The sequence below is a fragment of the Cedecea neteri genome (assembly GCF_000758305.1).
GTDB lineage: Bacteria > Pseudomonadota > Gammaproteobacteria > Enterobacterales > Enterobacteriaceae > Cedecea > Cedecea neteri_C.
Genome location: NZ_CP009458.1, coordinates 236,632 through 262,039 on the forward strand (window position 1 = coordinate 236,632; position 25,408 = coordinate 262,039).

Genomic DNA, 25,408 nt, shown 5'->3' on the forward strand with positions numbered 1-25,408 from the left:
GGTTTTCCTCAAGTCACAACGTTAAACTAAAACTCCAGACAAACAACGCGCGAAAATGTCGCGCGTTGCCGTTCTAACTCTGCTTACTTCGCCTGGCGTTTCTGGTACTCACCGGCGGCTTTCACGAAGCCTGCAAACAGTGGGTGCCCGTCACGCGGAGTCGAAGTGAATTCCGGGTGGAACTGGCAGGCAACAAACCATGGATGGTTTGGCACCTCAATGATTTCTACCAGTTGGTCATCACCGGAACGACCTGCAACACGTAAACCAGCTGCTTCAATCGGTTTCAGCAGCATGTTGTTGACTTCGTAGCGATGGCGATGGCGTTCAACGATGGTTGGCTCACCGTACATCTGGCGAACCAGGCTACCGTCGGTCAGTTGACACTGCTGGCCGCCGAGGCGCATGGTGCCGCCCAGATCGCTCTTCTCGCTGCGTACTTCAACATTGCCTTCTTCATCGCGCCACTCGGTGATCAACGCCACCACAGGGTACTTACAGTCTGGCACAAATTCAGTGGAGTTGGCGTTATCCATGCCCGCCACATTACGGGCGAACTCGATAAGCGCAACCTGCATACCCAGGCAAATGCCGAGGTACGGGATGTTGTTTTCACGGGCATAGCGCGCGGTAGCAATCTTGCCTTCAACACCGCGGTAGCCGAAGCCGCCAGGGATCAGAATCGCATCCAGACCTTTCAGCAGCTCTACGCCACGAGTTTCAACATCCTGTGAATCAATCAGCTTGATGTTCACGGTCAGACGGTTTTTCAACCCACCGTGTTTCAGCGCTTCAATCACCGACTTATAGGCATCCGGCAGTTCAATGTACTTGCCGACCATACCGATAGTGATTTCGCCCGTTGGGTTGGCTTCTTCGTAGATAACCTGTTCCCATTCTGCCAGATTGGCTTCCGGCGCGTTCAAGCTGAATCGTTTACAAATATAATCGTCCAGCCCCTGGGATTTCAACAGGCCTGGAATTTTATAGATAGAATCGACGTCTTTCAGAGAGATTACCGCTTTCTCTGGAACGTTACAGAACAATGCAATCTTCGCACGTTCGTTGGCCGGTACAACGCGGTCAGAACGGCAGATCAGCACGTCTGGCTGGATACCAATGGAGAGCAGTTCTTTTACGGAGTGCTGAGTCGGCTTGGTTTTCACTTCACCGGCTGCGGCCATGTAAGGCACCAGCGTCAGATGCATGTAGAGCGTGTGCTCGCGGCCCACTTCTACCGCCATCTGGCGAATCGCTTCAAGGAACGGCAGGGATTCGATGTCCCCGACGGTGCCGCCGATTTCAACCAGCACCACGTCGTGGCCTTCGCCGCCTTCCAGAATACGTTCTTTAATGGCGTTGGTGATGTGCGGGATAACCTGCACGGTCGCGCCAAGATAGTCACCACGGCGTTCTTTACGCAGAACGTCAGAGTAGATACGGCCGGTGGTGAAGTTGTTACGGCGGCTCATCTTGTTACGGATAAAACGCTCGTAGTGACCCAGATCCAGGTCGGTTTCAGCGCCGTCTTCGGTAACGAACACTTCCCCATGTTGAATAGGGCTCATGGTACCCGGATCGACGTTGATGTACGGATCGAGTTTCATGATGGATACGTTGAGGCCACGGGCTTCAAGAATAGCTGCGAGGGAGGCTGCGGCAATGCCTTTACCCAGAGAGGAAACGACCCCGCCGGTCACAAAAATATAGTTCGTTGTCATGCTGAACCTGAGAAGTTAGGTTTAAAGACGATGGAATAACCAGGACGGGAAAGTAGTATACCCGAACAGCATGGGCGCCACAAACATTCATTCTGTTCCCCGGAAATCAATCCGGCCCCACAGTCAGGCTAAGAAAATAGCCCTTCCGCGATAAATGTTTTTGACGCAAATCAATCGCTTGTTAAATAAAAAGCGCCAAAAAGTGCAGCTGATAGCAAAAACGCTTTAGATATCAGTTTCCTGGCGTTTCACTTCTTGCCAGGCTTTTTCCATAATTTCCAGCCCTGCCTGCTCCATGGTTAGCCCTTGAGCGGCGACGATCGCCTCCACTTTTCGGAAACGAGCCTCGAATTTTCGGTTAGCTTTTTGTAACGCCACCTCCGCTTTGGTGCCCAAATGCCGAGCCAGATTGACGGTAGCGAACAATAAATCACCCACTTCTTCTTCCAGCTTTGACTCGTCCACCACAGCCTGCTGGGCTTCAAACATGACTTCGTCGATCTCTTCGTGCACTTTATCCAGCACCGGACCAAGCGTCTTCCAGTCAAAGCCGACGTTCGAGCAGCGTTTTTGAATTTTTTGCGCACGCATTAGCGCAGGGAGCGCTTCTGGGATATCGTCCAGCGCCGAGTGCTGAGCCTTCTGCGCGCGCTCTTCGATTTTGATTTGCTCCCATCTCGCCAGCACTTCTCCGCTGGTTGCCGCGTCACCGTCAGCAAAGATATGCGGGTGGCGGCGCTCAAGCTTGTCACTGATGCCCTGGCAAATATCTTCAAAATTAAAGCGTCCTTCCTCCTGCCCCATCTGCGCGTAAAACACCACCTGGAACAACAGGTCGCCCAACTCGCCGCGCAGGTCATCAAAATCTTCGCGATTAATGGCGTCGAGCACTTCATAGGTTTCTTCGAGCGTGTAAGGGGCGATGGTGGCAAAAGTTTGCTCGCGATCCCATGGGCAGCCGTTTTCAGGGTCACGCAGACGCTGCATGATCCCGAGCAGGCGGTCGATTTGAGTCATTGTAATTCCTTGTTTTTAACCCTCACCCTAACCCTCTCCCTAAAAGGGAGAGGGGATGGATCGAGTAGAATTGTTCGCCCTCAACCTTTGGAAAGCGTAACGAAATTGAGCAAAGTTTTCCCCCCTCTCCCTTCTGGGGAGAGGGTCGGGGTGAGGGGCAATAAATTAACCGTGCAACCTGCGGGCATCGATAATGTCCGGCACCTGGTTGAGTTTGCCCAGCACGCGGCCAAGCACCTGCAGGTTATAGATCTCGATAGTCATATCGATGGTGGCCAGTTGCTGTTTCGTGTCACTGCGGCTGGCCACGCCAAGCACGTTGACCTTTTCGTTCGCCAGAATCGTGGTGATGTCGCGAAGCAGGCCGCTGCGATCGTTCGCCGTGACGCGCACCACCAGCGAATAACCGCTGGAGTAGCTTTCCCCCCAAACGGCATCGACGATACGTTCCGGCGCGTGGGATTGCAGCTCGGCCAACTGGTCACAGTCGGCACGGTGAATCGAGATCCCGCGCCCCTGGGTAATAAAGCCGACGATTTCATCCCCCGGAATCGGCTGGCAGCAGCGGGCGATGTGGTGCATCAGATTCCCTACGCCCTCAACGACCACCCGGCCATTGTCTTTACTGCGCGACTGCGGCGGGGAATAGCTTTTTTGCGTCAGCTGACGCAGCGCGGCGGCATCTTGTTCCTCGGCGCTTGGCTTATTAAACTGCGCCTGCAGATAGTTGCTCATCTGGTTGAGGCGAATATCCCCGCCGCCGATAGCCGCCAGCAGTTCTTCAATTTCGTTAAAGTTGTAGCGAGGCAGCAGCGTTTTCTCGGCTTCTTTCAGGCTGATGCCCAGATGCTCAATTTCGTCATCCAGAATCTGGCGTCCGGCAAGAATGTTCTTGTCCCTGTCCTGCTTGCGGAACCAGTTGTGGATCTTCGCGCGCCCGCGGCTGGTAGTGATGTACCCCAGGTTAGGGTTCAGCCAGTCGCGGCTCGGGTTCGGCTGCTTCTGGGTAATGACCTCGATCTGGTCCCCCATTTGCAGTTGATAGGTGAACGGTACGATGCGCCCACCAATTTTTGCCCCGATGCAGCGGTGCCCGACATCGCTGTGAATATGGTAGGCAAAGTCCAGCGGCGTCGAGCCGGCAGGCAGGTCAACCACGTCTCCTTTCGGCGTAAACACGTAAACGCGGTCGTCAAAGACCTGGCTGCGGACTTCGTCAAGCATTTCGCCGGAGTCGGACATCTCTTCCTGCCAGGCGATAAGCTTGCGCAGCCACGCAATGCGGTCTTCATGGCCAGAACTGCCGCTGCGCGCATTGCCTTCTTTGTACTTCCAGTGCGCGGCCACACCCAGCTCAGACTCTTCATGCATCTGCTTGGTGCGGATCTGAATCTCTATGGTTTTGCCGTTCGGGCCAAGCACCACGGTATGAATAGACTGGTAGCCATTCGGTTTAGGGTTTGCGACATAGTCGTCAAACTCATCCGGCAAATGGCGGAAGTGAGTATGTACTATCCCCAGCGCCGCGTAGCAATCCTGCAGCCGCTCGGCAACAATACGTACCGCGCGCACGTCAAACAGCTCATCAAACGCCAAATGTTTTTTCTGCATTTTGCGCCAGATGCTGTAGATGTGTTTTGGTCGGCCATAGACTTCAGCCTTTACGCCCTCTTCTTTCATTGAAGAACGTAATGTGCCGACAAAATCATCGATGTACTGCTCGCGATCGATCCGGCGCTCGTGCAGCAGCTTCGCGATACGCTTGTATTCCTCAGGGTGCAGGTAGCGGAAACAGTAATCTTCCAGCTCCCATTTGAGCTGGCCAATACCGAGGCGGTTCGCCAGCGGGGCGTAAATGTTGGTACATTCTTTGGCCGCCAGCACGCGTTCATCTTCCGGTGCGTCTTTCACTTCACGCAGATGGGCGATACGTTCCGCAAGCTTGATGACCACGCAGCGGAAGTCATCCACCATCGCCAGCAACATACGGCGAACGTTATCCACCTGGTCGGAGGAAACAGAGTCGTTATGGGTCGCTTTCAGGTGGCGAATCGCGTCCATGTCGCGCACGCCGTGAATCAGCGTCACCACCTGTTTGCCGACGCTTTCCAGCATCACTTCTTCGCTGACCACGCCGGCATCAGCCAGCGGGAACAGCAGCGCGGCGCGCAGCGTATCGTTGTCCATGCTCAGCATCGAGAGGATTTCGACCATCTCCACGCCGCGCCACAGCAATAATTCAGCGTCAGGATGACCTTTGGTCTGGCGTTCACAATACGCCCAGGTTTCGGCTAAGCGTTCACACGACTGCTGGTTGGAAATCCCGAGGCTTGCAATCCATTTTTCGGGCGCAAATTCGCCAGCTTTGTTGAGATGTGCACTTCTTACCGCAACCATTATCCTCTCCTGTCAGGCTAACGCTCAGGCCAATGTGCCTGATTAACCCTTTCAATTACGCTCAAAGAGCGCCATAGACTCCAGATGCCCGGTGTGGGGGAACATATCGAGCATGGCCAGTCGTTTAATGTGGTACCCGGCGGCCAGCAACGTTTCACTGTCACGCGCAAGCGTGGTGGGGTTGCAGGAAACGTACACCACGCGGCTCGGCGCCAGTTTGATGACGTGCTGCATAACCCCCGCCGCACCCGCACGCGCCGGGTCGAGCAATATTTTCGTAAATCCTTGTTGCGCCCAGGGCTGCCGCGTCACGTCATCTTCCAGGTTTTCATGGAAGAATGTCACGTTTTTCAGCGCATTACGTTGAGCATTATATTCACCTTTCGCCACCAGCGCAGCAACGCCTTCGACCCCCACGACCGCGGCGGCTCGTTTTGCCAACGGCAGGGTAAAATTCCCCATTCCGCAGAACAAATCTAGCACCCGATCCTCAGGCTGCACCTCCAACCACTCGATCGCCCGCGCCACCATTTGCTGGTTCACCGCGTCGTTAACCTGGATGAAATCTCGTGGGCTAAAGGTTAAGCGTAGCCCGTCTGAATGATACCAGGGCTCTTCGTCGGCCAGGGATTCCAGGCTGTCGCTGTCCGGGGCAAGGAATAACGCCACCTCATGGGAATGCGAAAACTGTTCCAGTTTTTGTCGGTCATCCTTGCTGAGCGGAGCCAAATGGCGCAGCACCATCAGCGGCCCACCGTCGGCCAGGACCAGCTCCACGTGCCCTAACCGGTTCACGATACTTAATTCAGACAAGCACTGGCGTAAAGGTTCCAGTAATGCTTCAAGCCGGGGCGCCAGCACGGGGCAATGATGAATATCCACCAGCGCCTTGTCGCTCGCCTTGCGAAAACCCATCTGTAAGGTTTGCGTGCGGGGCTGATAATTCAACCCCAGCCGTGCACGACGGCGGTATCCCCATGACCCGGCAGAAATAATTTCATCCACCTGACGAGGCTGTTCGCGCTCGCCCATCATGCGCCCCAGGGCCTTAGATTTTGCTTCCTGCTGCAGCGCCACGCTCGCGTGCTGCTGCTGACAGCCGCCGCAAACCCCAAAATGCGGGCAACGTGGCTTCACCCTTTCCGGGCTGTCGTTTAAACGGCGCTTTACCTCAGCCTGAGCGTAGCTACGCTTATCTTCGGTAATGCGAACCTCAACCTGTTCGCCAGGCAGTGCGCCACGAATAAAGAGCGCTTTGCCTTTGTGGCGCGCGACGCCCTGACCGAATGGATCGAGGTCGGTTACGGTCACGGTAAGTAATTCACGATTCGTATCGCGTCGCTTTGCAGAGTAGAATTGCGCCATGATGTAAGTAGATGTGTTCTCAAATGTCACTGTTGCTTTTATTGTCCCATATCGGAACCCCATGACCAACTACAGCCTGCGCGCACGTATGATGATCCTGATTCTGGCCCCGACGCTGTTGGTCGGTTTGCTGCTCAGCATCTTTTTCGTTGTCCATCGTTACAATGACTTACAGCGCCAGTTGGAAGATGCCGGCGCCAGTATTATTGAACCGCTGGCGGTCTCCAGCGAGTACGGCATGAACTTCCACAGCCGGGAGTCGATTCGCCAGTTGGTCAGCGTGCTGCACCGCCGCCATTCCGATATCGTGCGGGGAATTTCGATTTACGATGATAGTAACAAGCTGTTCGTCACCTCTAATTTTCAGCATAACGCCGCTCGTCTGAGGCTACCCGACGGGGAAAAGCCCCCGAAAGATCTCACCGTCACCCGTGCGGGCGACATCATGATCCTGCGAATGCCGATTATTTCCGAAAGATATTCGCCGGATGAATCCGCTGAAACCAACGTCAAACAGAGCAACAGTATACTCGGCTATGTCGCCATGGAGCTGGATCTCAAATCCGTTCGTCTGCAGCAATACCGCGAAATCTTTATCTCAACGTTGATGATGCTGTTCTGTATTGGCATTGCGATGCTGTTTGCCTATCGCCTGATGCGAGACGTGACCGGGCCTATCCGCAATATGGTGAATACCGTGGATCGCATTCGCCGTGGGCAACTCGACAGCCGCGTGGAAGGGTTTATGTTGGGCGAGCTGGATATGCTGAAAAACGGCATTAACTCGATGGCAATGTCTCTGACTGCGTATCACGAAGAGATGCAGCACAACGTCGACCAGGCCACATCCGATCTGCGTGAAACCCTTGAGCAGATGGAAATTCAGAACGTGGAGCTCGATCTTGCCAAGAAGCGCGCCCAGGAAGCCGCCCGTATAAAATCTGAGTTTCTGGCAAATATGTCTCACGAGTTGCGCACCCCGCTCAACGGCGTCATTGGCTTCACTCGCCTGGCCTTAAAAACCGATTTGACACCAACTCAGCGCGACCATCTCTACACGATTGAACGCTCGGCCAATAACTTACTCACCATCATTAATGACGTGCTGGACTTCTCCAAGCTCGAAGCAGGCAAGCTGCTGCTGGAATCCATTCCCTTCCCGCTGCGCAACACCCTGGATGAAGTGGTAACTCTGCTGGCACATTCCGCCCACGACAAAGGCCTTGAGCTAACGCTCAACATTAAAAATGACGTACCGGATAACGTGATTGGCGACCCTCTGCGCCTGCAACAGGTCATCACAAATCTGGTGGGCAATGCGATTAAATTCACCGAAACCGGCAACATTGACCTGCTGGTGGAAAAACGGGCGGAAGGAAACAACAAAGTTCAGATTGAAATGCAGATCCACGACACCGGCATCGGCATTCCTGAACAGGAACAATCGCGTCTCTTCCAGGCCTTCCGCCAGGCGGATGCCAGTATTTCTCGCCGCCACGGCGGCACCGGACTGGGACTGGTGATCACCCAGAAGCTGGTGAACGAAATGGGTGGAGATATCTCCTTCCACAGCAAACCGAATCGCGGCTCAACGTTCTGGTTCCACATCAGCCTGGATCTGAACCCGAACGCCGTGAACGACAGACAGGTGCTGGACAAACTGACAGGCAAACGCCTGGGCTACGTCGAACCAAACGCGAGCGCTGCACAGAGCACCCTGAATTTGCTGCAAAACACACCGCTGGACGTCGTGCACAGTCCGTCGCTCTCCGGGCTGCCTGATGAGCACTATGATATTTTACTGTGCGGCATTCCCGTCACCTTTACAGAAACGCTCACGCTGGCAAACCCTAAGCTCGCAAAGGCGGTCACCATGGCAGATTGCCTGATTCTGGCCTTACCCTGCCATACCCAGGTCGGCGCGGAAGAGCTGAAGCGCCAGGGTGTAGCGGGCTGCCTGTTAAAACCGATCACTTCTACGCGCCTGTTCCCGATGCTGCTTGAAAGCTGCCCTAAAGCTAATCTGGCGCTGCCGTTCGTTGAGCATAGCGATAAGCTGCCGATGGCCGTCATGGCGGTGGACGATAACCCGGCCAACCTGAAGCTGATCGGCGCGTTACTGGAAGACAGAGTGCAGCAAGTTGTGCTGTGTGAAAGCGGCGCGCAGGCGCTGGAACGCGCCCGGCAAATGAACATAGACATTATCCTGATGGACATTCAGATGCCGGAAATGGACGGCATCCGCGCCTGTGAACTGATCCGCCAGTTACCTCATCACCAGCAAACCCCGGTGATTGCCGTTACCGCCCATGCGCTGGCGGGGCAAAAAGAAAAACTCATGAGCGCCGGGATGAACGACTATCTCGCCAAGCCGATTGAAGAAGAAAAGCTGCATCGCCTGCTGATGCGCTACCATCCGGGCAATATCGGCCAGCTTCCCGCCCAACAGGAAGAACCCGTCCCGCCGGCAATTAACATCAATAAGACGCTGGACTGGAACCTGGCGCTTCGCCAGGCCGCCAACAAAGCCGATCTCGCCCGGGAGATGCTTGACATGCTGCTGGAGTTTTTACCGGAAGTGAGAAATGTTCTCGAAGAACAGCTGGTAGGCGACAAGCCCGAAGGGTTGATCGATATCGTGCATAAATTGCACGGGAGCTGCAGCTATAGCGGTGTCCCGCGGATGAAAAAACTCTGCCAGACTCTGGAGCACGAGCTGCGTCACGGCGTAGCGCCGGAGGAGATGGAGCCTGAAATTCTGGAGCTGCTGGACGAGATGGATAACGTTGCGCGGGAAGCGAAGAAGTATCAGATTTGAGCTTAAACCAGGTACGAAGAGGGATCCCGCCCCCCTCTTCGCTTTTACAACAATGTTAGCCTTTGGTCATACCGCGCCACATCACGTCAAACCCGGCAGATTTGTATTCATCCCTGCGTGAAGGGTCGCGTCCGGCAAATTCCATCGTGGTTTCAGCCAGACCAAAGAAAATGGCGTCCGCAAATGCCGATTCAATGCCGGTAAGCACCTCGTTAGTGACGCACTCTTTCGACAAATCGCGCAGGTCCGGGTATGCCTGGTAAACCTGCTCCATCGTTTCAGGGGTGATCTTGCCGGAAACCGCCAGCTGGCGCATCGCCTTGCGGGCATTAACGTTCACCAGCCCCCAGTCAATGTAATTTCCCCATACCGTTCTGGAACGCTCTTTGCTGGGCGCATGCCGGTCGTAGGTTTTCATCAGCTCGTTACCAAGATCTTGCTTATGATGAAGATAAACGGCGTTGAGCAACTCGTCTTTAGTGGGGAAATAGCGGAACAACGTCCCTTCGGCAACGCCCGCCTTTCTGGCAATTAAAGAGGTCGCCGCCCCTAATCCCAGCTCCGCTATCGCGTCGGTTGCCGCATCGAGTAATGCTAATCGTTTATCTTCACTTTTTGGACGAGCCACGGTTCCTCACAAGCCAGTTATCTGAGTGGATAGGGTTTCAGTTATCGGGATCGCCGCGATCGCTGAATGTCATGTTCTTTATCATACCGTAAATTTTGTTGACGGTTGACCTTGCCTGCCTATAATGAGTGCTTACTCACTCAATAGCAATATAACCCGCACAGTTTCTAAGAGAATCCTTTATGGCTGCCGCGCATTCTGGCAAGCGTTCGTTAACCCTAAAATTCATGGTCGTGATTATGTTATTAGGCCTTACTGCCACTAGCGCTGCGCTGTTCCCGATGACTGAATTTGGCAAACTGCCGCAGGGCAGCCGTCTTGAGCGCATCCAGCAATCTCCCCAGTACCGCGACGGCAAGTTCCACAATCAGCAGGACACGCCAATGATGACCGACAAACGCGGTCGCATTGCAGCGCTATGGGATTTCTTTTTCGCCCGACCAGATACGGTCAAACCCGACCGTCCTCTACCGCTGATCAAAACCGATCTTGCGAAGCTTGATAAACAGCAGGATCTCGTGGTGTGGCTGGGCCATTCCTCCTGGTTTATTCAGCTCGGCGGCAAGCGCATTCTTATCGATCCGGTGTTCAGCCACTACGCCGCGCCGTTCGCCTTTCTGAACAAAGCGTTTGCGGGCGATTATCCGTGGCGGGCGGAGGATATGCCGGACATCGACACATTGATCATCTCTCACGATCACTGGGATCACCTGGACTACCCCACGCTGCGGGCGCTTAAACCAAAGATTAAGCAGGTAGTCACTCCACTTGGCGTTGGCGCACATTTTGAAGCCTGGGGCTTCGATCCCGCGCTTATCCACGAGCTGGACTGGCAGGAAAAAGTCGCTATTGATAACGAGTTAACGATCCATGCCCTGCCGGCGCGCCACTTCTCTGGCCGCGGGTTAACCGGCAATAAAACGCTGTGGGCAAGCTTTATGTTCGTCACGCCGCAGCGAAAAGTTTATTACAGCGGCGACACCGGCTACGGCCCACATTTCAAACAAATCGGCGAACAGTTTAGCGATATCGATCTCGCCATCATGGAAAACGGCCAGTACGACGAAGGCTGGAAATACATCCACATGATGCCGGAAGAAGCCGCTCAGGCGACGGAAGAGCTAGGGGCGAAAACCATGGTGCCGGGGCACGCTGGCCGGTTTGCATTGGCGAATCACAGCTGGGACGAGCCTTTCCGCCGCATAGCAACCGCCAGCATAGGCCGCAGCTATCAGCTCCTCACGCCGGAAATGGGGCAAATACTGGAAGTCAGTCAACCGCGTCAGGCCTTCGATGCCTGGTGGGAATAGCATTATCAATTATCGAACGAGCAAGATGTAGAAGGAGGTGATATGTCCATGCCTAAAGATTTTATGGAATCTCTGCTTGAGTGGGTCGATGGCAATATGCAGCGCCCGCTGCGTATTGAAGAAGTCGCCAGGCAGTCCGGCTACTCGAAGTGGTACCTGCAGCGGATGTTCTCAGACTGGGCGGGGAAGAGCCTCGGGGCCTACATTCGTGAACGTAAATTGCAGTTAGCGGCAGAAGATCTGAAAAATACCGAGGACAAAATCCTCGATATCTCAGTGCGCTACGGTTTTGATTCGCAGCAATCTTTTACCCGCACATTTGGAAAACGGTTCAATACATCTCCCGGCGCCTACCGCCGCGAGCACGAACAGCCGCTTAATTAAGACCTTTTCTGGGTGGGTATGCGCCGCTTACCCACCCAGTTTTCACTTACTTCAGTAAAGTCGACCACTGTTCAACCCATGGGCCAGAAACCACTTCAGGCTCTGGATGGTCGTTAGCGTCAATCGTTAAAACGTCGGCGATGCGGGTTGCGCCCTGCTCCTGCAATAACGCATCAAACTGCTTGCCGCCACCGCAGAAGTGGTCGTAATTACTGTCGCCCAGCGCAATCAAGCCGTAATGCAGCTCAGGCTGGTAACCCAGTTGATCTTTGATAGCCTGAAACAGCGGGACAATGCTGTCCGGCAGATCGCCCTGCCCGGTCGTGGAAGTGACCACCAGCGCATAATGGTTGCGGTAGTATTGCCACTCGGTCAGGTCAGGATCTTCAAACACCTTTGCCTGATGGCCGTGTTTTTTCAGAATGGTTTCGGCTTCTTCCGCCACTAACAACGCATTGCCGTACATCGTACCTACAAAAATACCCACTTCGGCCATCGGTAACTCCTTAAGAATTAGAGACAAGGCTTATCCTGGCAGCTCGCCGGATCACACTCACTATTTTCAACATCCGGCAACAGACCACGCCAGCCAAATTGTGTCAGCATTTGCATCCAGGTTTCATCCAGCCCCGCTTTTAGCGTCAACGGTTCCCCGGTGACAGGATGATTTAAAGAGAGCTGGCTGGCATGCAGCATCAGGCGCTGACAGCCGAAATGCTCCGCCGCACCGCGATTCTGGCGCAAATCGCCGTGTTTGGAATCGCCAATGATGGGATGCCGAAGATGCGCCAAATGCCGCCGGAGCTGGTGTTTGCGGCCCGTCTTTGGCTCAAGTTCCACCAGACTGTAGCGCGCGCTTGGATAGCGCCCCACCGCCACCGGCATTTCGACCGTTGCCAGCCCGCGATAATGCGTCACTGCGGGCTGTGGCCCTTTGTCCTGGTCGCTAAATTTATCGGCGATTTTATCCAGCTCTTCAACCAGAGGATAATCCAGCACGGCTTCGTCCTGCAGCCAGCCGCGCACAACGGCATGATAACGTTTCTGCATTTGATGCTGCTCGAACTGCTGCGACAGCAGACGGCCGACTTCGCTGGACAACCCCATCAACAGCACGCCGGAAGTTGGCCTGTCGAGGCGATGAACGGTAAACACGTGCTGGCCAATCTGGTCGCGGACGGTTTGCATCACCACGACTTTTTCGTGCCTGTCCAGCCAGCTACGGTGAACCAGCCAGCCGGACGGTTTGTTCACGGCAACCAGCCATTCATCCTGGTAAATAATCTCCAGCATTAACCCTGTTCCGCGTCAAACAATGCATCCAGCTCAAGCAGCACGGCAAGGAGAGGTTCACGCACGGCATGCGTCGCATCCAGCGCCATCTCATAATAAGGGGCGATAGCAAAGGCTTCAGGCAGAGGATGCTGGCTGTCCAGCAGCGCGTGCATACGAGGGATCAAGACCCATTGCAACCATTCGTGAGGCTGCAGCGTATCCATGCAGAAAGGCTGAGTGCTCTCAAATGCTGTGGGATCGGGAGGCAGGCCCTGCCAGAGGGAATGATCGCGCAGGATCTGCTCAATGGTGAGTAAATGATGGCGAACCAGCGTCTGGCGCTCCATGAAAACCTCATACGTCAGTGGAAAAGAGCGGTACAGAATACCACTTCTTCACTGCCCGTGAAAAAGGCATAAAAAAGGGAGCACTGTTTACACAGTGCTCCCGGTTCGTTTCGCAGCTAATCCAGCTACTTTTTATGCTCCCTGCTCATCCATGACAACTTTGTCCTCTGGTCTCCTGACCAGCAATCCATCGCCAGGGCTTCCTGCTGCCATCATCCTGATGGGTGTCCAACATCATCCTGACGCTAAATCCTTGAGTCTTCCTGACCCACCGTACTCCTGTTACGGCTCTCATTCTCCGTCCTGGAGGTGTCCTTTAACTCTGCCTGAGTTATCCGTGCTTCATCTGTGAAGCCTTCCTTGTTCGCCATCCCGGCGGGTTCCTTTTGTAAGAAGCGACATCATCCTAATGTCTCCTTCATTACGTCGACATCCTGTCGATGGATATAGAATCCCCTATTTGCCCGCATGTGACAAGGGATGCAGCGGTGCTGCGGGCAAAAACCTTCATTCGGAACTTTCCTAAAACAAAAATAACTCATTGTTTTATAATGGAATATACAAATGAGAGTCGCTTTCATCTGCTATCAAATGTAGCGATCTCTCACACAGCTTGTAAGAGATCTCTCACAAAGTGTTGGGCAAAAAAGCTAAATCACCTGTGGTGTTAAGGCATTAAGAAAATCAGAAAGGGAGGTGGAAAGCACGGTGCGCTGCGGGGTGCCGATTCTTTCAATCACCACTTCACCTGTCAAGTTGCATAGTGAAACGACTTCCATTTCATCTTCCGTGGTGGCTAAAAACAGCGTCGGGGATAACTTCAAACGCTTCTGTGTCACCAGGTGGCCAATCAGGTTCTCCTGCACGCGAACAAAGTCATCTTCACTCCAGGCCTGCAGCAGCGTCAGCGCAGTATTCCCATGTATGGCAGGCATATCTCCGGCAAACTGCGTGGTGTAAAACGCTTCAACGGCAGGTTGGAGGGAAATATCCAATGCTCGCTCTACGGCGCTTAAATCCGCTTCTGGGGTAAACGGTTGGGGCTGCCAGCGCACGTCTCCCCCGGTGGTCGTTACAATACACGGCGACGGAATGCCGTATAGCGCTTCACTGGCAGGCCAGCCTCCCGTTTCCTCCTGCCACTGGTCGCAAAAACGGCGGGTAAACTCTTTAAGGGCAAAGGCGACTTCGTTCATTAATTTCTCACTCGCGTAGGCTGGGGTACAATAAAAGCCAATTGTACCTTTATCTCGGTGAAACATGTCCTACGAAAATCACCAGGCTCTAAGTGGCCTGACGCTGGGTAAGCCCACGGCTTATCAGGATCAATACCAGCCTTCGTTACTGCAGGCCGTACCACGTAGCCTGAATCGCGACCCGCTTGGCCTCCACGCCGACAGCTTGCCATTTAGCGGCGGCGACATCTGGACGCTATACGAACTCTCATGGCTGAACAGTAACGGCCTGCCTCAGGTCGCCGTGGGCCATGTGCAATTAGACGCCAACAGCGTCAATCTTGTGGAGTCCAAAAGCTTTAAGCTCTACCTGAACAGCTTTAACCAGACTCGCTTCGCCGACTGGGAAACCGTCCAGGCAACGCTGAAGCGCGACCTAAGCGCCTGCGCCGAAGGTGACGTCAGCGTGGTGCTGTTCCGCCTGCATGAGCTGGAAGGCCAGGAAATTGCAGCTTTCAGCGGAGAATGCATCGACGAGCAGGACATCACCATCGACAGCTACGACTTTAACGCAGATTACCTGCAAGAGGCCGCGGGTGAAGAGATCGTGGAAGAAACGCTGGTTAGCCACCTGCTGAAGTCCAACTGCCTGATCACCCACCAGCCAGACTGGGGCTCCGTGCAGATTCGCTATCGCGGCCCGAAAATCGATCGCGAAAAGCTGCTGCGCTATCTGGTCTCCTTCCGCCATCACAACGAGTTTCATGAACAGTGCGTGGAGCGTATCTTTAATGACCTGCAGCGCTTCTGCCAACCGCAATCCCTCAGCGTTTATGCACGTTACACGCGCCGGGGCGGGTTGGACATTAACCCGTGGCGTACCAATACCGATTTCCATCCTGCTTTTGGCCGCCTGACCCGCCAATAAGTGCGAAATAGCTCCCAGCGCCAAAAGTGAATGTGGTTTACGGGTTGTTAAAGTGAACAAGCCAGGGCTATTGTAATCTGTGAGAACGGCACTTTTCGTTCCGTAAGGAGTTCACTTGATTACACATATTAGCCCGCTTGGCTCAATGGATATGTTGTCGCAGCTGGAAGTCGATATGCTTAAACGCACCGCCAGCAGCGACCTTTATCAACTGTTTCGTAACTGCTCACTGGCGGTCCTTAATTCCGGCAGTCAAACCGACAGCAGCAAAGAGCTGCTCTCTCGCTACCAGAACTTTGACATCAATGTGTTACGCCGTGAACGTGGCGTAAAACTCGAACTGATTAATCCCCCGGAAGACGCTTTTGTTGACGGCAGAATCATCCGCGCGTTGCAGGCTAACCTGTTTGCCGTCCTGCGCGATATTCTGTTTGTTAATGGCCAAATTGCCAACGCAGGCCGTTTTCAACATTTGAACAAAGAAAACTCTATTCACATCACCAACATGGTGTTTTCTATTTTACGAAATGCCCGTGCGCTGCACGTGGGTGAAGCACCGAACCTGGTGGTTTGCTGGGGTGGCCACTCCATTAACGAAAATGAATACCTATATGCCCGCCGTGTGGGTACTCAGCTTGGCCTGCGTGAGCTGAACATCTGTACCGGTTGTGGGCCTGGTGCGATGGAAGCGCCGATGAAGGGTGCTGCCGTCGGCCACGCTCAGCAGCGCTATAAAGAAGGGCGTTTTATCGGCCTGACGGAACCTTCTATTATCGCCGCCGAGCCGCCTAACCCACTGGTCAACGAACTGATCATCATGCCGGATATTGAAAAGCGGCTTGAGGCGTTCGTGCGTATTGCCCACGGTATTATTATCTTCCCTGGCGGGGTCGGAACCGCAGAAGAGTTACTCTACCTGTTAGGTATTCTGATGAACCCGCATAACCACGATCAGGTTCTGCCGCTGATCCTGACCGGGCCGAAAGAAAGCGCGGATTACTTCCGCGTGCTGGATGAATTTATCGTTAGCACCCTGGGCGAGAAAGCGCGCCGGCATTATAAAATCATCATCGACGACGCAACTGAAGTCGCCCACCTGATGAAAAAAGCCATGCCGCAGGTGAAAGAGAACCGCCGTGAAACCGGCGATGCCTACGGCTTCAACTGGTCTATTCGCATCTCGCCGGATCTGCAGATGCCGTTCGAGCCGACCCACGAAAACATGGCTAACCTGCAACTTTACCCTGACCAGCCTGCAGAAAAACTGGCGGCATCACTGCGCCGCGCCTTCTCAGGCATTGTTGCCGGCAACGTGAAGGAACCCGGCATTCATGCCATCGAAAAATACGGCCCGTACAAACTGCACGGAGATCCGGACATGATGAAACGCATGGACGTTCTGCTGCAGGGCTTTGTCGCCCAACACCGCATGAAGCTGCCCGGCAGCGCCTACATCCCCTGCTACGAAATCGTACGCTAACCTTCCAGGGCGACCCATCAGTCGCCCTTCTTTTTACGCTCCCCGAAGCCATTTAATCGATTGCGCTCACACTTAAAAGCACAAACATTGCGACCTGAAGCAAATACTCGTTGAAAAATGCTGTTTTAGGCACTTTCTTTGGCAAAAACCGAGTTATTTGGTCAGGTTTAATTTATTGCATCATCCACAAGTGTTAGGCTTCGCGACCATAAATGTCATATTGATGTCTATGAACAGACTGTTATGCGGATTTGTCGCTTAACAAACGTAGATTATCGCATTTGGGATCGCGATCACTGATACATAGATGACATAAATGTATCTTTCCGCCCGCCGATAGTTACGGGCCACAACTACTACAAAAACGCCCCCGGCCAGAATTTAGTTTCAGCAGTTACGCCACACACATTGCGTTAACTGCGAATTTTTAAACATTGCACGAAACATTCCTTTGGAGATGTAAATGGAAACCACTCAAACCGGCAGTATTGTCTCTGCTGAGAAAAAAGGCGCATGGCGCAAGACCGACACCATGTGGATGCTGGGCCTTTATGGCACGGCTATCGGTGCAGGCGTCCTGTTCCTGCCAATCAACGCCGGCGTTGGTGGCCTGATTCCGCTGTTCATCATGGCGATTCTGGCTTTCCCGATGACTTTCTTTGCCCACCGTGGCCTGACGCGCTTTGTTTTGTCGGGTAAAAACCCAGGTGAAGACATTACCGAAGTTGTAGAAGAGCACTTTGGTATCGGCGCAGGTAAGCTCATCACCCTGCTGTACTTCTTTGCTATCTACCCGATCCTGCTGGTTTACAGCGTGGCGATCACCAACACCGTGGACAGCTTCATCACCCACCAGTTGGGCATGACCGCGCCGCCGCGCGCGATTCTTTCCCTGATCCTGATCATTGGCATGATGACCATCGTGCGCTTTGGCGAGCAGATGATCGTCAAAGCGATGAGCATCCTGGTATTCCCGTTTGTTGCAGCACTGATGATTCTGGCTCTGTACCTGATTCCAAACTGGAGCGGTGCAGCGTTTGAAACCCTGTCCTTCAGCGCAACCCCGGCAACCGGCAGCGGCCTGTGGATGACCCTGTGGCTGGCGATTCCGGTGATGGTCTTCTCCTTCAACCACTCGCCGATCATCTCCTCCTTCGCCGTGGCTAAACGCGAAGAGTACGGCGCAGGCGCTGAGAAAAAATGCTCCAGCATTCTGGCACGTGCCCACGTCATGATGGTGTTGACCGTTATGTTCTTCGTGTTCAGCTGTGTGCTGAGCCTGACCCCGGCAGACCTGGCCGCGGCAAAAGCGCAGAACATCTCTATCCTGTCTTACCTGGCTAACCACTTTAATGCACCGGTTATCGCCTGGATGGCACCAATCATTGCAATGATTGCCATCACTAAATCCTTCCTCGGCCACTATCTGGGCGCGCGTGAAGGCTTTAACGGCATGGTCATTAAGTCTCTGCGCAGCAAAGGCAAAACCATTGAACTGAACAAGCTGAACCGCATCACCGCGATCTTCATGCTCGTCACAACCTGGATTGTCGCGACCCTGAACCCAAGCATCCTCGGGATGATTGAAACCCTGGGCGGCCCGGTTATTGCGATGATTCTGTTCCTGATGCCGATGTATGCGATTCAGAAAGTGCCGGCGATGCGTAAATACAGCGGCCATATCAGCAACATCTTCGTTGTGATTATGGGCCTGATTGCTATCTCCGCTATCTTCTACTCGCTGTTCAGCTAAGCCTTATAAAGCCGCCCGCTCGGGCGGCTCTCTCTTCTCAAGTCACTTACGCAGGGAAATCTTATGATTAGCGTATTCGACATTTTCAAAATCGGTATTGGCCCCTCCAGCTCACATACCGTCGGCCCGATGAAAGCCGGTAAACAATTTTCCGATGACCTGATTGAGCAAGGGATCTTGCGCGACGTCACCCGCGTTGTCGTGGACGTTTACGGCTCACTATCCCTGACCGGTAAAGGTCACCATACCGATATCGCGATTATTATGGGCCTGGCGGGTAACCTGCCGGACACCGTCGATATCGACGCTATTCCGCATTTCATCCAGGATGTGAATACCCACGGGCGCCTGATGCTGGCCAACGGCCAACATGAAGTTGAATTCCCGGTGGACTGCTGCATGAACTTCCATGCCGACAACCTGGCGCTTCACGAGAATGGTATGCGCATCACCGCTCTGGCTGGCGACAAAGTGCTGTATTCTCAGACCTATTACTCCATCGGCGGCGGCTTTATCGTTGATGAAGCGCATTTTGGCGTAGAGAGTGAAAATCCGGTCAGCGTGCCGTATCCGTATAAGAATGCTGCAGACCTGCAAAAACACTGCCGTGAAACGGGCTTATCGCTTTCCGGTCTGATGATGCAGAACGAACGCGCCCTGCACAGCCAGGAAGAGATCGACGCCCACTTTGCAGCGGTCTGGGAAGTAATGAGCAGCGGGATTGAACGCGGTATCACTACGGAAGGCGTGCTGCCGGGCAAAATGCGCGTTCCGCGTCGTGCTGCAGCCCTGCGTCGTATGCTGGTGACCACCGATAAAAATAACTCTGACCCGATGGCAGTTGTGGACTGGATCAATATGTTCGCGCTGGCGGTGAACGAAGAAAACGCAGCCGGTGGCCGCGTGGTCACGGCCCCAACAAACGGTGCCTGCGGTATTGTTCCGGCGGTGTTGGCGTACTACGACAAATTCATTCGTCAGGTGAACGCTAACTCCTGTGCCCGCTATTTCCTGGCAGCAGGTGCTATCGGTTCTCTGTATAAAATGAACGCGTCTATCTCTGGTGCCGAAGTAGGCTGCCAGGGGGAAGTGGGCGTAGCCTGTTCAATGGCAGCCGCCGGACTTGCCGAGCTGCTGGGCGGTAGCCCGACTCAAGTGTGTATCGCCGCGGAAATCGGCATGGAGCATAATCTGGGGCTGACGTGTGACCCGGTTGCGGGCCAGGTTCAGGTTCCATGCATCGAGCGTAACGCCATTGCCGCCGTAAAAGCAGTGAACGCTGCGCGTATGGCGATGCGCCGCACCAGCGAGCCTCGCGTGTGTCTGGATAAGGTTATCGAGACAATGTATGAAACGGGCAAGGACATGAACGCCAAATACCGCGAAACCTCTCGCGGTGGCCTGGCGCTGAAAATTGTCGCCTGTGACTAAAAATTAAGGCTCCCGGTTGGGAGCCTTTTTCTTAGAGCGCCGCTTTCAAACGCTTCACGGCTTCAACCAGTTGTTCATCGGTTGCCGTCGCATAGGAGAAGCGCAGGGTTCGTTTATCTGCATGATCGCTAAAGAAGAATTCACCCGGCACATATACCACACCTTTCTCCAGCGTTTTTTGTAGCCACGCCGTAGTATCGAAGTCATAGCGGAAAGAGGCCCAAAGGAACATCCCACCCTGTGGCTGGTTAAAAGTAATGTGCTCGCCAAGTTCGTCTTCCAGCAGGCGCGACAACGTCAGACACTTCTGCTTATAAGCCTCACGAATCAGCTCAATCTGCTGATCAAGACGCCCCAGTTTCAGGTAAGCCGCCGCCAGCGCCTGCGTAAACGAGTTAGCGTGTAAATCAGTCGCCTGCTTAATGATCGCGACCTTTTGCTTCATCCACTCCGGCAGAATGATCCAGCCAACACGCAGCCCCGGGGCCAGAATTTTCGAGAATGTTGAGGTATAGACCACGTGGTCTTCATACCCTAACTCTTTAGCGACCTGAATCAGGGTCTTCTCGCGGCGATCGGTAAAGCTAATCGCCCCGTACGGATCGTCTTCAATAATCACAAAATCATGTTCGGCAGCCAGTTTTACCAGCTTTTCACGACGCTCAGCGCTCAGGGTTGTGCCGCTTGGGTTACCAAAGGTTGGCACGAGATAAACGCCTTTCACCCGCGTGGTTTTCAGCAGCGCTTCGAGCTCATCGACAATCATGCCGTGCTCGTCCCCACCTACGGACTCAACCTTCGCGGCGGTCAAACTGAGGATTTGCAACGTGGCAAGGTAGGTTGGGCGCTCAACGACGAAAACGTCGCCTTCGTCTGCCAGCGCGCGAATCAGCAAATCCAACGCCTGCTGAGAACCAGAGGTAATCAGCAACTGGTCGCTGCGTGTAGTAATCCCGCGAGCCTTGCACAGCTCAACGAGCTGGTCGCGCAGCTCAGAATTGCCTTCGGTCAGGCCATACTGAAAAGCATCGTTGAAGTTCTCTTCCAGCACTTTACGGGTCGCCAGCTCCAGCCCTTGCTTATCAAACAGCTCGCTGGAAGGAATACCGCCAGCCAGCGAAATCACGCCGGGCATTTTGCTGTGCTTAAGAAGTTCGCGGATGGCCGAGGGTTGCAGGTTTTGAATGCGTTGCGCGAGGTGTTTAGTATTACTCATATTGATGTTCTCTATTTTTTTATGCGTTAGAAATATACATAGCCCGCTAACAACTACGCAATGGCTTTCCGCCCAGTCCCTATAAGGTTTTGCGAGAGGCATTCCTGAATGCTGCGATGAGAATAGCTCATCATGCCGGGAAGTGTTAGGGTAGGCCCATCAGAGTGACGAGTTAATTTCTTATGGCTATTCATTTACTTATCGTCGATGCCCTGAACCTGATCCGCCGTATACATGCGGTGCAGGGTTCGCCCTGTGTCGATACATGTCTGCATGCGCTAGACCAGCTTATCGGCCACAGCCAGCCCACGCATGCCGTGGCGGTGTTTGATGACGAAGAACGCCGCGAAGGCTGGCGGCATCAGGTTCTGCCCGACTACAAAGCAGGTCGTTCGCCGATGCCGGACGATCTGCATGCCGAAATGCCCGCCCTGCGGGAGGCGTTTACCCGCCGCGGCGTACAGTGCTGGCACTCAAAAGGCAACGAAGCGGACGATCTTGCGGCCACGCTGGCGGTGAAAGTCGCTTCCAGCGGCCACCGGGCAACCATTGTGTCCACCGATAAAGGCTATTGCCAGCTGCTGGCCCCAACGCTGCAAATTCGCGACTACTTCCAAAAACGCTGGCTGGATGCGCCTTTCATTGCTCAGGAATATGGCGTTCAGCCGGAGCAACTGGGGGACTTCTGGGGGCTGGCAGGCATCAGCAGCAGCAAAATTCCTGGTGTGCCCGGTATTGGCCCCAAAAGCGCCACGCAGCTCATTAACCAGTTTTCTGACCTGGAAACGCTGTATCAGCGGCTGGATGAAGTCCCGGAAAAATGGCGTAAGAAGCTGGAGCAGCACAGAGAAAGTGCGTTTATCAGCCGCCAGGTGGCAAGGCTTGAGACGGATTTACAGCTCGACGGGAACTTACAGCAGCTAAGGCTGCCGGGTGCATTGCCTTCTGCGTAACGGAAAAAAATTCCCCTTGCCCAAATGAGCAAGGGGTTGGTCATTAACGTTCGTCGCGACGGCCACCCACGGCCGCCCACCAGCGGCGGATGTGCACGGTCACTTCCTCGCGATCGTGGTAAAGCTGGCGGGCTTTGATCTCAGCGTTAATCCCGTTGCTCTCAAGGATTTCGCGGATCTGCGCCAGGTTTTGCGACACCTCTTCGTAGCGCTTTTTCATCGGCAACTTGAGGTTAAAGATAGTCTCACGGCACCAGCCGTTTACCAGCCATGTTGCCATTAAATGGGCCACTTTCGCCGGTTTCTCTACCATGTCGCAGACCATCCAGGAAATGTTGGTGCGGGTTGGGCGATATTTGAAGCCGTCTTCGCGCAGCCAGGTCACCTGCCCGGTGTCCATCAGGCTCTGCGCCATCGGGCCGTTATCAACGGAAGAAACCCACATATTGCGTTTCACCAGCTGATAGGTCCAGCCGCCCGGGCAGGCACCCAAATCCACAGCATACATGCCGTTAGCCAGACGCTCGTCCCATTCATCGGCGGGAATAAAGACGTGAAACGCCTCTTCCAGCTTCAGCGTGGAGCGGCTTGGCGCATCCGCCGGGAACTTGAGGCGCGGGATGCCCATATAGAACGGCGAATTGTTGGTGGTGTAGGAGTAACCCGTGTAGCAGCAGCCTGGCGCGATAAAGAACACATGCACAACCGGGCGCTTCGGCGTTTCGTAGTTGGTCAGTACTCCGGCTTCGCGCAGGCTGGCACGCAGCGGCACGGTAAACTTGCGGCAGAACTTCATCAGCTCTTTGCTTTCGTTGGTGTCGGCCACTTCAACCCGCAGGTCGCCGCCCTTCTCCACCACGCCCTGCAGCATGCCGACAACAGGCGTGATGCGGTCTTCCGGCGGTAAATCTTTTAACAGCTCGCCGGCAACAAACATCTGGCGGGCAAAAATCAGGTCGCTGAACGGCAGTTCACGTGCCAGCTTATCCGCCTCTTCAGGCTGGTAGCATTCAAAAACGACATAGCCGCTCTGCTCTTTGACGCGTGCAAAGCCATAGACGCCACGCTGACCCGCTTTGTCGGTTATCTCTGCCGCGCACTCTTTCTCAAATCCCTGGCGGCAGTACAAAATCACTTTATTCATGGCTTACGCCCTTACGTTTCAGGCGCACAGCACCAATTAACATCAATATCCAGCCGGCCAGGAAGCTGACGCCGCCCACCGGGGTAACAAACGCCCACAGCCGCAGGTGCGACAGAGCCAGGCAGTAAAGACTGCCGCTAAACAATACGGTGCCTAGCGCCATAAAGACGCTGCTCCAGTAGAACCAAATGCTGATCCGACGCTGCATCGCTACCGCAAGGCCAAAAATCGCGAGCGTGTGAAACGCCTGATACTCAAGCCCGGTCTGGATCCATCCCATCTCTGCAACACCCAGAGATTTGCTCAATACGTGCGCCCCAAAGGCGCCCAGGGCAACAAAAACAAAACCGCTGATGGCGGCAAAAATCAGCATGAATCGGCTGGTCATGGTGTAACCCTAAAGTAAGGCGTGGCCGCGCCACGCGAAGGTTGCTTATTGTTCGTAGCGAAAACGGAATTTTTCTTGCTCACTGGCCGCCTTTGCCAGGATCCACTGTCGAAACGCGGCTATTTTACCCAGTTCTGCCTGGCTGTCATGACAAACCAGATAAAAGGCGTTTTTACTTACCAGCACATCATTGAACGGGCATACCAGACGGCCCGCTTCGATTTCCGTTTGGGCCATAACGTTATTGGCCAGCGCAATCCCCTGCCCGTGAATCGCGGCCTGGAGTACCATTGCGCTGTGGCTGAAAATAGGCCCTTGCTGGACATTAATATGGCTCACGCCAAGCTGGCGGGTATAAGTCTGCCAGTCGCGGCGCGAAGCGTCATGCAATAAAGTGTGCTTTGCCAAATCTTCCGGCGTTTTAATCGGTTTGTCGCCGGTTAATAGCATAGGTGAACAAACAGGCAGCAAATACTCAGCATAAAGTTTCTCAACTCTTAGCCCCGGCCAGTTTCCCCGGCCATAGAATATCGCCACGTCCACGTCGTCGGACAGCTTGTCCTCCTGGCGGTCCACCGCCTGGATACGCACATCGATGCCCGGATAAGCTGAGTTAAAGCTTGTTAAGCGAGGCACCAGCCAGTGAATGGCAAAACTCGGCAATAAACTTACCGTTAACGCGCCTTTTGCACTGCGCGCCTGCAGCTTACGGGTGGCTTCCGTCAGCTGGGAAAAAATCTCTTTAATATCCTGATAATAACTCTGCCCCTCCTCCGTCAGCAGCAGCGAACGGTTGCGGCGGCGGAACAGCTTCAGGCCAAGAAAATCCTCCAGGGACTTGATCTGGTGGCTTACCGCAGCCTGGGTAACAAACAGTTCCTCAGCCGCTTTAGTAAAACTCAAGTGACGAGCCGCAGCGTCAAAAACGCGCAGCGCATTCAGAGGGGGTAATCGCTTAGACATGGGGTTATTTGGCTTAAGTGTTAATAACAGTTAACAAACAGATAGCGTTTGTTTACCTATTAGTTTTTTTTATCTGAGCCATTATAAATTGTCCGTTGAGGATGCACCAGCAAATACCTATAGTGGCGGCACTTCCTGAGTCGGAACGAAAAGTTGTCTGGAATGCGTGTTCTGGAGGGCTTTTGGCTTACGGTTGTGATGTTGTGTTGTTGTGTTTGCAATTGGTCTGACATTTCGGACCACGGTAGCCAGGCTACCCCTTTTCACTTCCTGTACATTTACCCTGTCTGTCCATAGTGATTAATGTAGCACCGCCGAATGCGGTGCTTTTTTTTGCCTGCAGTTTTACTTCTTCAGCTCAACCATCTCTTTCACGTCCGAGCGGTTAATCTGCTGCATATTGCCGTTGGCATCCTTGTACTTGATCATCCCGGTTTCGTCATCGGTCTTCGGTTTACCTTCGGAGACGATCGCACGTCCGTCATTGGTATGCATGATGTAGTTTGGGCTGGAACAAGCTGCAAGTGCAAAGGTCATCATACAGGCAGAAACGATAGCAGTGGCTTTGTTCATTATTCTTCTCCTTGTGGATAGAGTTTAATGCTGCTTAAATCTCTTCTACTAACATGCTTAAATATTAGTCCAACAATAATTAGCATAACCTGCTTCTTTGATTCTGCCAGGAAAAACAGACGATTCCGAGAAAGACGGAAAC

22 protein-coding genes are annotated in these 25,408 nt (G+C 53.9%); 8 read left to right on the top strand and 14 right to left on the bottom strand.

The window, feature by feature from the left end:
* Window positions 1–83: 83 nt before the first annotated feature.
* The 4 genes from pyrG to rlmD all read right to left on the bottom strand — a co-directional run bounded on the left by pyrG (window position 84) and on the right by rlmD (window position 6,500).
* Window positions 84–1,721, bottom strand: coding sequence for a glutamine hydrolyzing CTP synthase (gene pyrG / locus LH23_RS01145; RefSeq protein ID WP_008458383.1), 1,638 nt, complete (start codon window positions 1,719–1,721; stop codon window positions 84–86).
* A gap of 225 nt (window positions 1,722–1,946) precedes the next feature.
* Window positions 1,947–2,738, bottom strand: coding sequence for a nucleoside triphosphate pyrophosphohydrolase (gene mazG, locus LH23_RS01150; protein ID WP_039287216.1), 792 nt, complete (start codon window positions 2,736–2,738; stop codon window positions 1,947–1,949).
* Between the two features lie 165 nt (window positions 2,739–2,903).
* Window positions 2,904–5,135, bottom strand: a complete 2,232-nt coding sequence (gene relA / locus LH23_RS01155; RefSeq protein WP_008458386.1) for a GTP diphosphokinase — start codon at window positions 5,133–5,135, stop codon at window positions 2,904–2,906.
* Window positions 5,136–5,186: 51 nt separating this feature from the next.
* Entirely contained in the window at window positions 5,187–6,500 is a 1,314-nt protein-coding gene (gene rlmD, locus LH23_RS01160; protein ID WP_039287219.1) for a 23S rRNA (uracil(1939)-C(5))-methyltransferase RlmD, read from the bottom strand.
* A 61-nt stretch (window positions 6,501–6,561) separates the two neighbouring features.
* On the opposite strand from rlmD, the gene barA reads away from it, so the two are divergent.
* Window positions 6,562–9,318, top strand: coding sequence for a two-component sensor histidine kinase BarA (barA, locus tag LH23_RS01165; RefSeq protein ID WP_039287221.1), 2,757 nt, complete (start codon window positions 6,562–6,564; stop codon window positions 9,316–9,318).
* Between the two features lie 55 nt (window positions 9,319–9,373).
* Here the strand turns inward: barA and LH23_RS01170 are convergent, their stop codons facing one another.
* On the bottom strand, window positions 9,374–9,946 hold the full coding sequence (locus LH23_RS01170; protein WP_039287224.1) for a TetR/AcrR family transcriptional regulator: 573 nt from the start codon (window positions 9,944–9,946) through the stop codon (window positions 9,374–9,376).
* Window positions 9,947–10,128: 182 nt separating this feature from the next.
* Between LH23_RS01170 and LH23_RS01175 the strand changes: the two genes are divergently transcribed.
* Window positions 10,129–11,256: an MBL fold metallo-hydrolase gene (locus tag LH23_RS01175; protein ID WP_052050101.1), complete on the top strand. Its 1,128-nt coding sequence runs from the start codon at window positions 10,129–10,131 to the stop codon at window positions 11,254–11,256.
* A 42-nt stretch (window positions 11,257–11,298) separates the two neighbouring features.
* Window positions 11,299–11,640, top strand: a complete 342-nt coding sequence (locus tag LH23_RS01180; RefSeq protein WP_039287227.1) for a helix-turn-helix domain-containing protein — start codon at window positions 11,299–11,301, stop codon at window positions 11,638–11,640.
* Window positions 11,641–11,686: 46 nt separating this feature from the next.
* On the opposite strand, the gene LH23_RS01185 is transcribed toward LH23_RS01180, so the two are convergent.
* From LH23_RS01185 to syd, 4 genes are all read right to left on the bottom strand, one after another.
* A complete protein-coding gene (locus LH23_RS01185) occupies window positions 11,687–12,136 on the bottom strand; it encodes a flavodoxin (protein ID WP_039287229.1) in 450 nt (149 codons plus the stop codon).
* A gap of 17 nt (window positions 12,137–12,153) precedes the next feature.
* Window positions 12,154–12,933, bottom strand: a complete 780-nt coding sequence (truC, locus tag LH23_RS01190) for a tRNA pseudouridine(65) synthase TruC (RefSeq protein ID WP_039287232.1) — start codon at window positions 12,931–12,933, stop codon at window positions 12,154–12,156.
* Window positions 12,933–13,262 carry a YqcC family protein gene (locus tag LH23_RS01195; RefSeq protein ID WP_039287235.1) on the bottom strand — a complete coding sequence of 110 codons (330 nt, stop codon included), beginning with the start codon at window positions 13,260–13,262 and terminating at the stop codon, window positions 12,933–12,935. The genes truC and LH23_RS01195 overlap by 1 nt, the downstream gene beginning before the upstream one ends.
* Window positions 13,263–13,912: 650 nt before the next feature.
* Entirely contained in the window at window positions 13,913–14,458 is a 546-nt protein-coding gene (gene syd / locus LH23_RS01200) for a SecY-interacting protein (RefSeq protein WP_039287238.1), read from the bottom strand.
* A 64-nt stretch (window positions 14,459–14,522) separates the two neighbouring features.
* On the opposite strand from syd, the gene queF reads away from it, so the two are divergent.
* The 4 genes from queF (at window position 14,523) to LH23_RS01220 (ending at window position 20,029) form a co-directional block, all read left to right on the top strand.
* Entirely contained in the window at window positions 14,523–15,365 is an 843-nt protein-coding gene (gene queF, locus LH23_RS01205) for an NADPH-dependent 7-cyano-7-deazaguanine reductase QueF (RefSeq protein WP_039287241.1), read from the top strand.
* Between the two features lie 115 nt (window positions 15,366–15,480).
* Window positions 15,481–16,845 (top strand): nucleotide 5'-monophosphate nucleosidase PpnN, encoded by a 1,365-nt coding sequence (gene ppnN / locus LH23_RS01210; protein ID WP_039287244.1) that lies wholly within the window; start codon window positions 15,481–15,483, stop codon window positions 16,843–16,845.
* Window positions 16,846–17,308: 463 nt separating this feature from the next.
* Window positions 17,309–18,598 carry an HAAAP family serine/threonine permease gene (locus LH23_RS01215; protein WP_039287247.1) on the top strand — a complete coding sequence of 430 codons (1,290 nt, stop codon included), beginning with the start codon at window positions 17,309–17,311 and terminating at the stop codon, window positions 18,596–18,598.
* 63 nt (window positions 18,599–18,661) lie between these two features.
* Window positions 18,662–20,029 (top strand): L-serine ammonia-lyase, encoded by a 1,368-nt coding sequence (locus LH23_RS01220; RefSeq protein WP_039287250.1) that lies wholly within the window; start codon window positions 18,662–18,664, stop codon window positions 20,027–20,029.
* 31 nt (window positions 20,030–20,060) lie between these two features.
* Here LH23_RS01220 and LH23_RS01225 read toward each other — a convergent pair whose 3' ends face one another.
* Entirely contained in the window at window positions 20,061–21,245 is a 1,185-nt protein-coding gene (locus tag LH23_RS01225; RefSeq protein WP_039287253.1) for a PLP-dependent aminotransferase family protein, read from the bottom strand.
* Window positions 21,246–21,427: 182 nt separating this feature from the next.
* Between LH23_RS01225 and xni the strand changes: the two genes are divergently transcribed.
* Window positions 21,428–22,198: a flap endonuclease Xni gene (gene xni / locus LH23_RS01230; RefSeq protein WP_039287266.1), complete on the top strand. Its 771-nt coding sequence runs from the start codon at window positions 21,428–21,430 to the stop codon at window positions 22,196–22,198.
* 43 nt (window positions 22,199–22,241) lie between these two features.
* On the opposite strand, the gene rlmM is transcribed toward xni, so the two are convergent.
* From rlmM to LH23_RS01250, 4 genes are all read right to left on the bottom strand, one after another.
* Window positions 22,242–23,342 carry a 23S rRNA (cytidine(2498)-2'-O)-methyltransferase RlmM gene (rlmM, locus tag LH23_RS01235; RefSeq protein WP_039287269.1) on the bottom strand — a complete coding sequence of 367 codons (1,101 nt, stop codon included), beginning with the start codon at window positions 23,340–23,342 and terminating at the stop codon, window positions 22,242–22,244.
* The gene (locus tag LH23_RS01240) at window positions 23,335–23,730 is read right to left on the bottom strand and encodes a DUF423 domain-containing protein (protein ID WP_008458426.1); all 396 of its coding nucleotides are present in this window, start codon (window positions 23,728–23,730) and stop codon (window positions 23,335–23,337) included. Before LH23_RS01240 ends, rlmM begins: the two co-directional genes overlap by 8 nt.
* A 45-nt stretch (window positions 23,731–23,775) precedes the next feature.
* A complete protein-coding gene (gene gcvA / locus LH23_RS01245) occupies window positions 23,776–24,693 on the bottom strand; it encodes a glycine cleavage system transcriptional regulator GcvA (RefSeq protein ID WP_016538028.1) in 918 nt (305 codons plus the stop codon).
* 345 nt (window positions 24,694–25,038) lie between these two features.
* Complete coding sequence (locus LH23_RS01250; RefSeq protein ID WP_038479329.1) at window positions 25,039–25,266, bottom strand: YgdI/YgdR family lipoprotein; 228 nt, start codon at window positions 25,264–25,266, stop codon at window positions 25,039–25,041.
* Window positions 25,267–25,408: the final 142 nt, after the last annotated feature.